Origin of the sequence: Congregibacter sp. (genome assembly GCF_047617445.1) — a bacterium.
In the GTDB taxonomy this organism is placed as follows: Bacteria; Pseudomonadota; Gammaproteobacteria; order Pseudomonadales; family Halieaceae; genus Congregibacter.
Genome location: NZ_JBLGBE010000020.1, coordinates 1 through 12,970 on the forward strand (window position 1 = coordinate 1; position 12,970 = coordinate 12,970).

A 12,970-nucleotide genomic window follows, 5' to 3' on the forward strand; every position below is an offset into this window, starting at 1 on the left:
CGCTGGCTAACTCCAGCTCTGCGCTGGCGCGATCGACGTCGAAGGCGGCGGCAGCTCGGCGTGCGACCAGTGCTTGGGTGTCCAAGCTGGCAAGGGGACTGCCCGCAGCCACAGCCTGACCCTCACTAACGAGTATCTCGGAGATGGCGCCGGGGACTTCAAAGCCGATTTGACTACGACTGGCGGCTTGGATCAAACCCAGAAATCGTTGCTCTCGCTCAAATGACAGCTGCAGTTTGTATTGAGTTTGGGCAACGGGCATTGGCGGTCGTGAATTGGGCGTTTCGTCCGCGGCGACCCGAGCATGAAGAGTAAAGGTTACTATCGCCGTCACTGTGGCTGCCGTGGCAAAAGCCAGGGCATTGCTGGCCCAGGCTTTGTTAGTGCGCGTGGTGGTCATGCAGAAAATTCCTGATGGAAGCAATGTTACGAACTATAACATCAATGTAAGAAGTACTAACATCTACGCGTATACCGGCGTACTGGATGCATTGCCTCTGTCTTTTGCCAACAATAGCTCTGCAAGCCGTGGACATTAGCTGTACATCGGAATGAGTCAGTCTTTCACCTTGCCCCCAGGAAGGGATTTGGCGACAATGCGCGTCCCCGATTGTTGGGGTATTAGGGTGGCCCGGGCGGTCCCCTCGCAATGTCAGGCAGTGAATTCCGCCAGGCCCGGAAGGGAGCAACGGTAATTGCTGGTACATGTGCCGGGGTGTGGCTGTTCGGGCCGCTTCCATTTCGGCTCGGTTGCACCTCGTGTATATACGCTTGTGAGTTAACTGGGTCAGAGATGACGGACCGATAAACGGGACGTCCAGTTACGGAATCGACATGTCCTATCAGGTGCTGGCGCGCAAATGGCGTCCGGCCACATTTGATGCCCTGGTTGGCCAGGAGCATGTGTTGCAGGCCCTGCGCCATGCGTTGGACAGCAATCGGCTTCATCACGCCTACTTATTCACCGGGACCCGCGGTGTCGGTAAAACGACGATTGCCCGTATTCTTGCGCGCTGCCTGAACTGTGAGAAGGGCGTCAGCGCCACGCCTTGTGGCGAGTGCGGCAGTTGCGTAGAGATTAGTGAGGGTCGCAGCGTCGATCTGATTGAGGTCGATGCAGCGTCTCGAACCAAGGTCGAAGATACCCGCGAATTACTGGATAACGTGCAATACGCACCGACACGTTCTCGCTATAAGGTTTACCTCATCGATGAGGTGCACATGCTGTCCGGGCATTCATTCAATGCTCTGCTAAAGACTTTGGAAGAACCTCCGGAGCACGTTAAATTTCTGCTCGCGACGACTGATCCCCAGAAATTGCCGGCGACCGTGCTATCGCGGTGCCTGCAGTTCAATTTGAAGAATATGTCGGCTGAGCGCGTTGTGGAGCATCTGCGGGATGTTCTGACGCAGGAAAAAGTCAATTTTGATGAGCCGGCCCTCTGGCAGCTTGGGCGAGCCGCTGCGGGTAGCATGCGCGATGCTTTGAGTCTTACCGATCAGGCAATTGCCTTCGGTGATGGCGCGTTATGCGATGCGGAAGTGGCCAGCATGCTGGGTTCGGTGGATCGCCGGCATGTGTATGAGTTACTTGAGGCGCTGCTTGATGATGATGCTAAGGCTCTGATATCAAGTTGCGCGCAGATGGATGAACAGGGCGTGGACTTTGCGTCAGCAGTAGATGAGCTAAGTAGCGTGCTGCATCGCAGTGCACTGGCACAGGCGGTGCCCGGAGCGATCGACCGCGAGTTTGGCGACGCAGAGCGTTTGGCAGATCTCGCGGGGCGGATGACTGCGGAGGACGTTCAGTTGTTTTATGAACTCGCGCAAAGTGCCCGGTCGCAGGTGCTCCAGGCGAGCGAACCGCGAGCAGCGTTTGAGATGCTTGTTCTTCGATTGCTGGCATTTCGTCCAGTTGTGGTGTTAGACCCAGCGTTGACAGCAGATGACCTGGTAGAGTCCGGCGCGCCGGCCGCGGAGGTCGATGAACCCGTAAAAAAGCCTGAGCCGCCCTCGGCGGCGATGGGCAGTCCGAAACGGAGTGCGCAGGAAGAGAGTGCGCGGGAAGTGGGTGCGCGGGAAGAGAGTGCTCACGAGGAGCCTGAGTCGCAGCCGCCGACTATTTCGTCGGCCCCGGAGTCGAATGCACAGAGGTCGGAAGCAGGAGCACCCTGGTACCAAATTCTCGCAGCGCTTGGGCTTAGCGGTAGCGCGCTTAACATCGCGTCGCATTGCGTAATTGAAAGTGTCCACGGCCCGTCCTGGCACATGATCCTGGACGAGAATCGTGCCAACTTGTTTAACGAGCGGCATGTTGCAGTAGTCGCCAAGGCCTTGTCAGCGTGGCGTGAAGAAGATTGCCAGGTGGCAATTACGCCTGGCCCAGTGAATGAAGAAACCCCCGCTATACGTCGGTCAAGACTTGAGGGGGAGCGTCAGGCGATTGCAGAAGCCGAAATCAACGAAGATCCACAAGTCATGCAGTTGGTCCGGGAGTTTGACGCAAAGGTGTTACCGGGCTCAGTGAAGGTTGAACTTCCTTAACCAGTAACTCAACAAGCTTGGCGTTTACAGATTGAGTAAAGGAGATAAGCGAGATGAAGAGCGGTTTGGGTGACATTATGCAGCAGGCGCAGAAGATGCAGGCTGACATGCAAAAAGCACAAGAGGCGATGGCTGAGCGCGAAGTAGTCGGCGAGTCTGGGGCAGGAATGGTAAGCGTCACCATGACAGGACGACATGATGTTCGCCGAGTGCATATTGACCCCAGCGTTCTTAGCGAAGACAAAGCGGTATTGGAAGACTTGCTTGCGGCGGCCGTTAACGACGCTGTCCGACGCGTTGAAGAGATCAATCGTGAAGCGATGCAGGATCTTACCGGCGGCCTGTCCCTTCCGTCTGGCTTCAAGTTTCCTTTCTGATGTATCGCTTTAGTCCATCCATGGATGCCTTGATCGAGGGCCTAAGATGTCTTCCTGGCGTGGGGCCAAAGTCTGCACAGCGCATGGCGCTGTACTTACTTGAACGCAATCGCGAGGGCGCCGTCACTCTGAGCCGCTCGCTGGCTGATGCTGTGGAGCGTGTTGGACGCTGTCAGCAATGTCGCAATCTTGCAGAGGCGGTTTTGTGCGGGATTTGTTCGGATGCAGGGCGAGATGCAACGCTGCTTTGCATCGTTGAAACGCCTGGCGATATTTTGGCCATTGAACAGGCCGGCGGGTATCGTGGTCGTTATTTTGTACTCATGGGGCATCTTTCGCCTATTGACGGCATAGGGCCGGAGGAGATTGGTTTGCCGATTCTTGAAGCACTGGCCCGCGACGGAGAGGTTCAGGAGGTTATTCTGGCTACCAATCCCACCGTCGAGGGTGAGGCTACCGCTTATTACATTACTCGCATGCTAGGGCCGTTGATTCCCCGGCTGTCACGTATCGCTCATGGCGTTCCTTTGGGCGGAGAACTTGAATATGTTGATGGTTCAACGCTGGCACACGCGTTTACCGGTCGTCAGCCGGTGAGCGGCTCATGAACTGGACGTTGGTAGAAAGCGATGAGGCTCTTGCACAAGCGCTGGAAACTCTGAGCGGCGCCACCGAGGTGGCGGTAGATACCGAGTTCATGCGACGAAATAGTTACTACCCGCATGTAGCCCTCCTGCAATTGTGCACAGACGATCACGCCTGGCTTATCGATCCTCTGAAGGTGAGTGAGCTTGAGTCACTTCGAACACTGATGACGGATCCAAAGTGTTTAAAAATATTGCACTCCTGTAGTGAAGACCTCGAGGTCTTCAGGTATTGGCTGGGCATCGTGCCGACTCCGTTGGTGGACACCCAGCGCGCGACGGCACTGCTCGGTAAGGGCTTTGGTTTGGGTTACCGGGCACTTATTGAGTTGCTCCTGGGTGTGGAGTTGGACAAAGGGGAGACGCGGTCGGATTGGTTGAAACGCCCCTTAAGTGAGTCCCAATGTCACTACGCTGCGCTGGACGTGCTCGAACTCGTGCCTGCGTGGAAGATTCTCAGGGAGTTGGCTGAATCCCAAAGCCGTATGGACTGGATATTGGCCGAGGGCGAGGAGGCTATTCGCCTGCTCATTGATCGCGATAAAGATGTTTATCGTCGACTTAAATCAGCATCGCGCCTGTCACCTTTGCAACTAGAGGCGCTACGGCAAATCTGCGAGTGGCGAGAAGGCGTCGCCCGCTCTGTAGACAAGCCCAGAGGCTGGATTGTGGATGATAAGGCCTGTATCGCTATTGCGCAGGCTATGCCCGGTGAGCCCGACGCTCTGGCAGAACTCGATGTTCTGCCCTCGTCGGTGTTGCGAAAGCAAGGCGAAACCTTGCTTGGCTGTGTTCGAGCTGCGCAGGAGCTGCCGGTTGCTGAGCTGCCTGTGGCTCTCCCTGGGCCATTGGCGACACCACAGCGCAATCTTTTGAAGGCGCTGCGTCAGTTTGCGCGAGGAGTTGCAGAGGACATGAACGTTGCTCCGGAAATCCTTATATCCACCGCTGATCTTGAGTTGATTGTGCGCGAGGCATCGGGCGCGGACATCGTTGAGCCCCAGCGGTGGCAGGGTTGGCGTGCTGATGCGGTGATTGCCCCCTTGAGAGCATTTTTGCCGGGGGCTGCGTGACTACGAAGACCTTGTGCGAAGTCTTTCGCAGTCCCCGTAAAGCGGGTATGTATCTTTATGTGAAGCGTGAAGAGGGTCTTGAGCGTGTGCCAGAAAGCCTGTTAACGGTCTTCGGTAGTCCTGAGTCGGCACTGGTACTGGTGTTGGATCCCGGTCGAAAGCTGGCGATGGCGGACACAGCGACGGTCTTGGGGGACCTGGAGAGCAAGGGTTTTTACGTGCAAATGCCACCAGCGTCTTTCTCGGAGTCGCTTCTAAGTTCTTTAACGATCAAGGACTAGGGCAATGCTCACTGAAACTGCTTATTTGAGCGCATTGATTGTGTACGCGCTGTCGACGTTGCTAGCGGTTGCCCTGATAAATTTTTGGTTGCTGCGCAGATTACCCCTTGGGCTCAAGATATTGCTCTCACTGCCTGTTTTGAGCTTGTTTTTAACACCTGCGTTTATTCAGCCTGAGGCGGATACGCTAGCGCCTGCGTTGGTGGTCGTGGCCTTCCAGTGGTTAAGTCAGGGGCAGGAGGCGGCTGCGCACGCACTGCGACCGTTGCTGTTGTTTACCGGTACTAGTGTCGTTTTTGGTATCCTTCTGGCGCTAATTCTGGCGTGGCTTGGTCGTCGGTCAGTTTCGAATGAGTCCCAGGCCTGAGTGTTCCCAGCTTGCTCGCCCTTGCTAGTGTTGGTTACCCTTGCGACCCCTTACATTTCTGATCAGTAGCCCTACAGCACTGATTCCCATTTTAAAATTGTGGAGCCCCGTCAATGAAGTTTGAAGGTACTGAGCGTTACGTTGCTACTGAAGATTTGAGCTTGGCCGTAAATGCGGCAGTTACTCTCCAGCGCCCCCTGCTGATTAAGGGAGAGCCCGGCACGGGTAAAACCATGCTTGCCGAAGAGGTTGCTGCAGGATTGGGTATGCCCCTGATTCAGTGGCATATCAAATCCACCACCAAGGCCCAGCAGGGTCTATATGAGTATGACGCTGTATCTCGTTTGCGTGATTCCCAGCTAGGTGGTGACAAGGTTCATGATGTAAAAAACTACATTAAGAAAGGCAAGCTCTGGGAAGCGTTTACGGCCGAAGAGCAAGTTGTTTTGCTCATTGATGAAGTCGACAAGGCGGACATCGAATTCCCGAATGATCTTCTGGTGGAGCTCGATCGCATGGAGTTCTTCGTCTACGAAACAGGCGAGACCATTAAGGCAACCCGACGACCGATTATTATCATCACCAGTAATAACGAAAAAGAGCTGCCGGATGCATTTTTGCGGCGCTGCTTTTTCCACTTCATTAAATTCCCGGACAAGACCACCATGCAGCGAATTGTGGATGTCCACTACCCGGATATTACGCAGACCTTGGTGCAAGAGGCACTGGAGGTGTTCTTCGATCTTCGCTCCGTTCCAGGCCTCAAGAAGAAACCTTCCACCTCGGAGCTCATCGATTGGCTTAAGTTGCTCATGGCGGACGATATCCCCGATGAGATCCTTCGCGAGCGTGATCAATCTAAGGCCATACCGCCGTTGTATGGCGCGTTGCTGAAGAATGAGCAGGACGTTCACCTGCTTGAGCGGCTCGCTTTCATGCATCGCCGAGAGACGCGTTAAGCGGCTGACTTGAGGGCCTGAGCGTGTTGATAAATTTCTTCAGTTCTCTGCGTGACGCTGGGATTCCAGTGACTACCCGGGAGCTTCTCGATCTCTACGAAGGTCTGACCAAGCATGTGGCCTTTGGCAGTGCGGAAGACTTCTATTTCTTTAGTCGCACTTGCCTGGTCAAAGACGAAAAATATTTCGATCGCTTTGATAAGGCGTTTGGCCGGCATTTTGAGGAGCTTCAGGACCTTAATGACGTTATTGAGGCGATGATCCCCGACGACTGGTTACGCAGTGAGTTTGTGAAGCAGCTGTCTGAAGAAGAGAAAGAGAAGATTGAGTCTCTTGGGGGCCTGGAAAAACTTATCGAGGAGTTTAAGAAACGCCTCGATGAACAAAAAAAGCGTCATGAAGGCGGCAATAAGTGGGTAGGCACTGGCGGCACTTCACCCTTTGGGCAGCAGGGTTATCACCCTGAAGGCATTCGTGTAGGTCCCAATGGCGGCAATGGCAAAGCCGTTAAAGTTTGGGACCGTCGAGACTTTAAAAATCTTGACGACAGCATCGAGCTCGGTACTCGAAACGTTAAGATGGCCCTGCGGCGTTTGCGTAAGTTTGCGCGCAACGGTGCTGCGGATGAGCTTGACCTCGATGACACTATTCGCTCAACCGCGCGCAATGCGGGGTTGCTAGATATTCGAATGGTCCCGGAGCGCCACAACTCGGTGAAGGTGTTGTTGTTCTTTGACGTGGGTGGATCGATGGATCCACACGTACGAGTGTGCGAGGAGCTGTTCTCTGCGACGCGCACTGAGTTTAAGCACATGGAAAGTTTTTACTTCCACAATTTCTTTTATGAAAGTGTTTGGAAGAACAATGTGCGAAGACATGCTGAACGAACGAACATGCTGGATATCCTGCATAAGTATGCGCATGACTACAAAGTGATCATTATTGGCGACGCGTCAATGTCGCCCTATGAGATTGTTCAGCCGGGCGGCTCCGTCGAGCATTGGAATGAGGAGAGCGGCGAGGTTTGGATGCGCCGAGTTCTTGAAACCTATAACAAAGCGGTGTGGATTAATCCGGTACCTCAAGACGAGTGGGAGTACACGCAGTCGATTTCCATTACCCACAAGCTCATGGAAGGACGTATGCATCCGCTGACGCTCAAAGGCCTGGAAGACGCCATGACCTACCTGTCGCGCTAAGCGGCAGGGGTTTTATTGCATGGCAGCAAGGTAGGCGACCAGCGCGCCGCTAACCGCGACGTTGAGTGACTCCACCCCATTAGCCATGGGAATAGAAAGGTTCTCTCCTGGCAACGATGAGAGCTCCCTGGAGATGCCGTCGGACTCACCCCCAAGTACAAATAGAGCTCGCTGAGCGAATGGCTGCCCATCAAAGAGGGTGCGCGCTGCGTCCGCTTGGAGTCGATAGAGCACGAATCCGCTGCCGCACAGCGACTTGCTGGCTTGTAATAGCGTCTGGCAGCGCAATAGTGGCGCGCGAAACACGGTGCCTGCACTGGCTTTTATCACCAGCGGTCCCAATGCGGGATTGCCCCGATCTGCGTACAGCACCCCGTCTATACCGGCCGCAGCAGCACTGCGGATGACCATGCCCATGTTCTGTGGATTGGTCACCCCATCCAGAGCAAGTATCCTCTGGGGCGCGTCTGAAAGGGCGTCGAGATAGTCATCCAGCTCCCGCATAGCCTGGCAATAGACGTCTAAGGCGACGCCTTGATCCTGACGCCCGTTGCGGGAAATACGCGCAAGCTCTTCGCGGCTGTGCTCCCTGCAATCCAGGCCTTTCGCAAGGGCTGCGTCCTGTATCTCCCGCAAGATACCGCCACTGCGATTGCTTTTGGCTATGTGGAGGATACGGCAGTCCATTTGTCGATCTTGAAGCGCTTCCAAAACAGCTTTACGACCGTAGATCGTGAGGAAGCGCCTGCGTTCCTGGCGGTCCGGTTTGCGGAATTCACTCATGCTAAACTCGATAGTCCAAATGGGCGGGATGATGAACGAAGTGCCGCTAATTCTCTACAGCACGGTCGGCTGCCATCTTTGTGAAGAGGCAGAGGCACTGTTGCGCGCGCAGCAAGCGTTGAGCGAGGACTTGTGCTGGGAGGTAGTTGATATTGCCAACGATGACATACTCTTTGATCGCTACGGCTGGTTGATCCCGGTGTTACACAAGGTCGAGAGAGGTGCTGCAGACGTGGGCACAGAGGGTAAGGAGCTTCGCTGGCCTTTCAATGCTCAAACACTGCGCGCGTTCCTTGTGACTAGCGGGCCTTAACCGACGCGCACCGCGAGTACGTCGCAGTTGGCGCCGTGCAGTACGCCATTTGCTGTCGACCCCATGATAAGTGCCAAGCCGTAGCGGCCATGGCTACCCACCACTATCAGTCCAGCACCGGTTTGTTCTGCCAGGGAGTGTATTTCGACTTCTGGCCGACCTAACACGACATGTCTGTGTGCTTCGTCGACGCCGTGCTTGAGCGCAAACTTATCTAGCTGCTGCTCTGCTTGTTGATGGATTTCATCTTGTATTCCTGAAAAGTCCATCGGGATATCGCCACCGTAGGCGAAGCTGAGCGGCTCTATGACATGGATGACATGTAGCTCGGCGTCATTGTTGCGGGCAATAGCTAAAGCGCGCTCCGCGACGGTATCTGAATCTTCGCTGAGATCGACCGCCATGAGAATCTTGTTGTAGTGGGACATAAATTTCTCCACGCCTGAGCGTTGATGGTTAGGGCGCCTTGCAAGACTGCTGCTAGCATGCGCTCTTTCAATATCTTAGTTATATCACAGTGATTTGTGTCAAAAACATCGATTGAATCAATAGAATGTAGGAGTTTTTGTGGGATACAGCATTATTGCCCTGATTGTGTTGCTGGCATTAGCGCCGCTATGGCACTTCATGCCCACCAAGCGACAGCGCCATCAGGCTCAGCTTCGGGAGTCCGCTGCGCTAGCAGGGCTGTTTGTAGAGTTCAGGGATCTACCCCTTGGGCCAGAGCGGCTCGCACGGCTTGCAGCCACGGAACGCCAGGTTTTGTATTACGGATTGCGGCTCCCAGCGTCCCGAAAAACAACGCGCAAACGACTCGCGTGGTACCGCGAGCGAGAAGATTGGAATAGTCGTCCCGGGCGCCTTGAGTTGCCTCCAATTGTGGCCAAATTGCCCGATTCGATATTGGCCGTAGGCGTTTCTGAAGAGAGCTGTGGGGTGTTTTGGCAAGAGCAGGGCGATGAAAGTCTGGTGCGCGAAATAGCCCTGTTGTTAATGCAGTGGAGGGAGGATCTTCTGTCGAATTAAAGACGGGTTCCCTTGACCGGACCACGGCAGAGCTATATATATGCGCTCCTCCAACCGTTTCGACGGCCCTTAAATTGCTCTGCACACTAACTTTTAACAACAGGCTTTAAACCCCCATGGGTAAATCTCTCGTCATCGTCGAGTCTCCTGCCAAGGCCCGGACGATCAATAAATATCTGGGAAACGACTTTGTCGTGAAGTCCAGTGTGGGCCACATTCGCGATTTGCCCACCGCGGGTTCCGCAAAAACAACGGACGCCAAGGAACGTGCCGCTAAGGCCGCAGAGACACGAAAAATGTCTCCGGACGAAAAAGTGCTGCACAAGAAGACGCGGGCTAGGGAGCAACTCATTCGCCGTATGGGCATTGACCCTGATCAGGGCTGGGCGGCGAATTACGAAATTCTACCGGGTAAAGAGAAGGTTGTTTCAGAGTTGCGTAAGCTGGCTGAGACTGCTGACACTGTCTATCTCGCGACTGACCTTGATCGTGAAGGAGAGGCCATCGCATGGCATTTGCGCGAGGCAATTGGCGGAGATGATGACCGCTACCAACGCGTGGTCTTTAACGAGATAACCAAGAAAGCGATTCAAGAAGCCTTCTCTAAGCCATCGAGAATCGATCAGGCTCGGGTAAACGCCCAGCAGGCGCGGCGTTTCCTTGATCGTGTTGTTGGCTATATGGTGTCGCCTTTGCTGTGGGCAAAGGTAGCTCGAGGCCTCTCGGCGGGGCGTGTTCAATCGGTGGCTGTACGCTTGATTGTCGAGCGGGAGCGCGAAATTCGCGCTTTCGTACCCGAGGAATACTGGGAGATTCATGCGGACCTTGAGAATAAAGCAGCTGAAAAAGCACGCTTTGAGGTTCGTCGGTTGCGAGGCGAGAAGTTCCGTCCGAATAACGAAAAAGACGCCATGGCGGCACATGAAGCCCTGGCAAAAGCTGACTACGTCGTTAGCGACCGTGAAGACAAGCCTACGCGTTCCAAGCCACCGGCCCCTTTCATTACGTCAACGCTGCAGCAGTCGGCGAGCACCCGCCTGAGCTTTAGCGTTAAGAAAACCATGATGCTAGCTCAGCGACTCTATGAGGCCGGTTACATCACGTATATGCGAACGGATTCCACAAACTTGAGCGTGGACGCGGTCGCAGCGTGCCGGGACTACATCAAGGGAAACTATCCGAAGCAGTACCTGCCTGATGAGGCGGCCCGCTATTCGTCCAGTGACAACGCACAGGAAGCTCACGAGGCGATTCGTCCATCTGATGTCAATGTGCTGCAGGGGAATCTGCAGAATATGGAGCGAGATGCTGAGCGCTTGTACGAATTGATCTGGCGTCAGTTTGTCGCGGGTCAGATGCCGGCGGCGGAATACACGTCCACGACAATTACCGTAAGCGCGGGCGAATTTCATCTGGCTACCCGCGGCCGTATCGTACGTTTTGACGGTTACACGCGCGTACAACTAACACAGGGGCGTAAGGCTGAAGACACGGTACTGCCGGACCTGTCAAAAGGGGATGTACTGTCTCTGCTGACACTGGAGCCTGCTCAGCACTTTACTACGCCGCCATCACGCTACGGTGAGGCAAAGCTGGTCAGCGAGCTTGAAAAACGCGGAATAGGTCGGCCGTCGACTTACGCATCGATTATTTCAACGATTCAGGATCGCGGTTACGTACGTTTGGAGAATCGACGCTTTTACGCCGAAAAAATGGGTGAAATAGTGACCGATCGTCTCGAGAATAGTTTTAGCGATCTTTTAGATTACGGATTTACCGCAGGCATGGAGGAGCACCTGGACTCCGTAGCTGACGGCAAATTGGATTGGCGTAAGCTTCTGGATGATTTTTACGGCGATTTTAAGCAGCGGGTTGAGCGGGCCGAGTTGCCCGAGCCTGACGGCATGCAAACGAACGCGCCGACAATGACGGATATTCCCTGCAAAGCCTGCGGGCTTCCCATGCAGATTCGCACAGCAAGCACCGGTGTTTTTCTTGGGTGTTCCGGGTATGCCTTACCGCCAAAAGAGCGTTGCAAGGAAACAGTGAATCTGACTGCCGGCGATGAGGCCATAGACGCCGATGCCGACGACGAAGCGGAATCACGTCTTCTTCGCAGTAAGCATCGTTGCAAAACATGTAATGCCGCCATGGATAGTTACCTCATCGACGAGGATCGAAAGCTGCACGTCTGCGGCAACAATCCGGACTGCTCTGGCTTTGAAGTTGAATTAGGTAAGTACAAGATCAAGGGCTATGACGGCCCGATTTTGGAATGCGATAAGTGCAGCAACGAAATGCAGCTTAAGACCGGACGTTTCGGTAAGTATTTCGGTTGTACCAATAGCGAGTGTAAGAACACCCGTAAATTGTTGCGAAGTGGCGAGCCTGCGCCACCTAAGATGGATCCGGTGCAAATGCCCGAACTGATCTGCGACAAAGTCGAGGATCATTACGTGCTTCGCGACGGCGCGGCCGGCCTGTTCCTTGCCGCGAGCCAGTTTCCCAAGCACCGCGAGACACGAGCGCCGCTGGTGCGGGAGTTGTTGCCCCACACGTCTGAGATTGATCCGAAGTACACGTTTCTGTTCGACGCTCCAGTCGAAGATGGCGATGGGAATCCCGCGCAGATTCGCTACAGCCGAAAGACCAAAGAACAGTATGTAATGACTGAGGAAGACGACAAGGCAACCGGTTGGAAGGCGTTTTACGACGGGGGTCGTTGGCAGGTGCAAGAGGCGCCAAAGCGCAAACCAAAGGCCAAGGCAAAGGCCAAGGCAAAGGCCAAGACCAAGACTAAAGCCAAAGCCAAAGCCAAAGTTAAGGCAAAGAGTCCGAAGGCGTCCTGAGCTTTGTCGCGTACTCGAGGCGAAGCAAACCGGGCGCTGTATCGCGCACGCATTCTTCTTGAGGCGTGGGATCGCATGAGGACTGAGAGTACTCATGCGGAGCTGGCGCTACTCGGGGGGTTTGTTCCTGCGGTGCGCTTGCACCTGGTAGAGGCTTACGGTTGGTTTCTGTTATCGGTTTCTGGCGTTGATGATTCACTCGCCACGGATCTACCCCGAAGTACTCGGGATCTTTGTGGGCCCGAAGCAGGGCTCGCACGTATTCCCGAAATCGCAGAGTTTGCTCAGCTGGAAAACTCAGGATGGCTTTCCCAGTTGCTCATGGATGAGACCGATGAGAGTCCCGGGAACATTGCAACACTACCTACAGGGCCGGGTCAGAGCTTGCTGGTGAGTGATCGCCAGCCACCAGGCTATGCCGTAGTGCTTGCTTGGGCGGATGCGCTGGCAGTGATCATGACGCGGATGGACGACTCCCTGGCTGAGTATTAGTCGCAGGTATTTTGAACGCGACTTGTGACTAGGGGAGCAGGGCTGCTAACATTGAGTTGCAAC

15 protein-coding genes and 1 other RNA gene are annotated in these 12,970 nt (G+C 54.7%); 13 read left to right on the plus strand and 3 right to left on the minus strand.

Going from position 1 to position 12,970, the window contains the following annotated elements; genetic code table 11:
• Window positions 1-400, minus strand: a 400-nt coding sequence (locus tag ACI9KD_RS06780; protein ID WP_414980403.1) for a biotin/lipoyl-binding protein, incomplete at its 3' end; no start/stop codon positions are given.
• Between the two features lie 233 nt (window positions 401-633).
• Between ACI9KD_RS06780 and ffs the strand changes: the two genes are divergently transcribed.
• The 9 genes from ffs (at window position 634) to ACI9KD_RS06825 (ending at window position 7,444) form a co-directional block, all read left to right on the plus strand.
• Window positions 634-730, plus strand: an RNA gene (gene ffs, locus ACI9KD_RS06785) — signal recognition particle sRNA small type.
• 104 nt (window positions 731-834) lie between these two features.
• Window positions 835-2,544 carry a DNA polymerase III subunit gamma/tau gene (gene dnaX / locus ACI9KD_RS06790; protein WP_414980404.1) on the plus strand — a complete coding sequence of 570 codons (1,710 nt, stop codon included), beginning with the start codon at window positions 835-837 and terminating at the stop codon, window positions 2,542-2,544.
• Window positions 2,545-2,597: 53 nt separating this feature from the next.
• Complete coding sequence (locus tag ACI9KD_RS06795; protein ID WP_414980405.1) at window positions 2,598-2,921, plus strand: YbaB/EbfC family nucleoid-associated protein; 324 nt, start codon at window positions 2,598-2,600, stop codon at window positions 2,919-2,921.
• Complete coding sequence (gene recR / locus ACI9KD_RS06800; protein ID WP_414980406.1) at window positions 2,921-3,529, plus strand: recombination mediator RecR; 609 nt, start codon at window positions 2,921-2,923, stop codon at window positions 3,527-3,529. The genes ACI9KD_RS06795 and recR overlap by 1 nt, the downstream gene beginning before the upstream one ends.
• On the plus strand, window positions 3,526-4,638 hold the full coding sequence (gene rnd, locus ACI9KD_RS06805) for a ribonuclease D (protein WP_414980407.1): 1,113 nt from the start codon (window positions 3,526-3,528) through the stop codon (window positions 4,636-4,638). Before recR ends, rnd begins: the two co-directional genes overlap by 4 nt.
• Window positions 4,635-4,919 carry a YcgL domain-containing protein gene (locus ACI9KD_RS06810; protein WP_414980408.1) on the plus strand — a complete coding sequence of 95 codons (285 nt, stop codon included), beginning with the start codon at window positions 4,635-4,637 and terminating at the stop codon, window positions 4,917-4,919. The genes rnd and ACI9KD_RS06810 overlap by 4 nt, the downstream gene beginning before the upstream one ends.
• Before the next feature lie 4 nt (window positions 4,920-4,923).
• Complete coding sequence (locus tag ACI9KD_RS06815; RefSeq protein ID WP_414980409.1) at window positions 4,924-5,286, plus strand: hypothetical protein; 363 nt, start codon at window positions 4,924-4,926, stop codon at window positions 5,284-5,286.
• A gap of 113 nt (window positions 5,287-5,399) precedes the next feature.
• Entirely contained in the window at window positions 5,400-6,245 is an 846-nt protein-coding gene (locus ACI9KD_RS06820) for an AAA family ATPase (RefSeq protein WP_414980410.1), read from the plus strand.
• Window positions 6,246-6,268: 23 nt separating this feature from the next.
• Window positions 6,269-7,444: a vWA domain-containing protein gene (locus tag ACI9KD_RS06825; RefSeq protein WP_414980411.1), complete on the plus strand. Its 1,176-nt coding sequence runs from the start codon at window positions 6,269-6,271 to the stop codon at window positions 7,442-7,444.
• Window positions 7,445-7,456: 12 nt separating this feature from the next.
• Here ACI9KD_RS06825 and ACI9KD_RS06830 read toward each other — a convergent pair whose 3' ends face one another.
• Complete coding sequence (locus ACI9KD_RS06830) at window positions 7,457-8,227, minus strand: TrmH family RNA methyltransferase (protein WP_414980412.1); 771 nt, start codon at window positions 8,225-8,227, stop codon at window positions 7,457-7,459.
• Between ACI9KD_RS06830 and ACI9KD_RS06835 the strand changes: the two genes are divergently transcribed.
• Complete coding sequence (locus ACI9KD_RS06835) at window positions 8,226-8,540, plus strand: glutaredoxin family protein (RefSeq protein ID WP_414980413.1); 315 nt, start codon at window positions 8,226-8,228, stop codon at window positions 8,538-8,540. The genes ACI9KD_RS06830 and ACI9KD_RS06835 overlap by 2 nt on opposite strands.
• Here the strand turns inward: ACI9KD_RS06835 and ACI9KD_RS06840 are convergent.
• Window positions 8,537-8,968: a universal stress protein gene (locus tag ACI9KD_RS06840; protein WP_414980414.1), complete on the minus strand. Its 432-nt coding sequence runs from the start codon at window positions 8,966-8,968 to the stop codon at window positions 8,537-8,539. The two genes, ACI9KD_RS06835 and ACI9KD_RS06840, sit on opposite strands and share 4 nt — an antisense overlap.
• Window positions 8,969-9,107: 139 nt before the next feature.
• On the opposite strand from ACI9KD_RS06840, the gene ACI9KD_RS06845 reads away from it, so the two are divergent.
• The 3 genes from ACI9KD_RS06845 to ACI9KD_RS06855 all read left to right on the plus strand — a co-directional run bounded on the left by ACI9KD_RS06845 (window position 9,108) and on the right by ACI9KD_RS06855 (window position 12,907).
• Window positions 9,108-9,566: a hypothetical protein gene (locus ACI9KD_RS06845; protein WP_414980415.1), complete on the plus strand. Its 459-nt coding sequence runs from the start codon at window positions 9,108-9,110 to the stop codon at window positions 9,564-9,566.
• A gap of 116 nt (window positions 9,567-9,682) precedes the next feature.
• The gene (gene topA, locus ACI9KD_RS06850; protein WP_414980416.1) at window positions 9,683-12,415 is read left to right on the plus strand and encodes a type I DNA topoisomerase; all 2,733 of its coding nucleotides are present in this window, start codon (window positions 9,683-9,685) and stop codon (window positions 12,413-12,415) included.
• A gap of 3 nt (window positions 12,416-12,418) precedes the next feature.
• Entirely contained in the window at window positions 12,419-12,907 is a 489-nt protein-coding gene (locus tag ACI9KD_RS06855) for a hypothetical protein (protein WP_414980417.1), read from the plus strand.
• Window positions 12,908-12,970 lie beyond the last annotated feature (63 nt).

What these genes read in the sequence shown, in the direction of transcription:
- ACI9KD_RS06815 (WP_414980409.1), top strand. Translation starts at nt 4,924, where the DNA reads ATGCTCACTGAAACTGCTTATTTGAGCGCATTGATTGTGTACGCGCTG.
- recR (WP_414980406.1), top strand. Translation starts at nt 2,921, where the DNA reads ATGTATCGCTTTAGTCCATCCATGGATGCCTTGATCGAGGGCCTAAGA.
- ACI9KD_RS06835 (WP_414980413.1), top strand. Translation starts at nt 8,226, where the DNA reads ATGCTAAACTCGATAGTCCAAATGGGCGGGATGATGAACGAAGTGCCG.
- rnd (WP_414980407.1), top strand. Translation starts at nt 3,526, where the DNA reads ATGAACTGGACGTTGGTAGAAAGCGATGAGGCTCTTGCACAAGCGCTG.
- dnaX (WP_414980404.1), top strand. Translation starts at nt 835, where the DNA reads ATGTCCTATCAGGTGCTGGCGCGCAAATGGCGTCCGGCCACATTTGAT.
- ACI9KD_RS06820 (WP_414980410.1), top strand. Translation starts at nt 5,400, where the DNA reads ATGAAGTTTGAAGGTACTGAGCGTTACGTTGCTACTGAAGATTTGAGC.
- ACI9KD_RS06840 (WP_414980414.1), bottom strand. Translation starts at nt 8,968, where the DNA reads ATGTCCCACTACAACAAGATTCTCATGGCGGTCGATCTCAGCGAAGAT.
- ACI9KD_RS06830 (WP_414980412.1), bottom strand. Translation starts at nt 8,227, where the DNA reads ATGAGTGAATTCCGCAAACCGGACCGCCAGGAACGCAGGCGCTTCCTC.
- topA (WP_414980416.1), top strand. Translation starts at nt 9,683, where the DNA reads ATGGGTAAATCTCTCGTCATCGTCGAGTCTCCTGCCAAGGCCCGGACG.
- ACI9KD_RS06795 (WP_414980405.1), top strand. Translation starts at nt 2,598, where the DNA reads ATGAAGAGCGGTTTGGGTGACATTATGCAGCAGGCGCAGAAGATGCAG.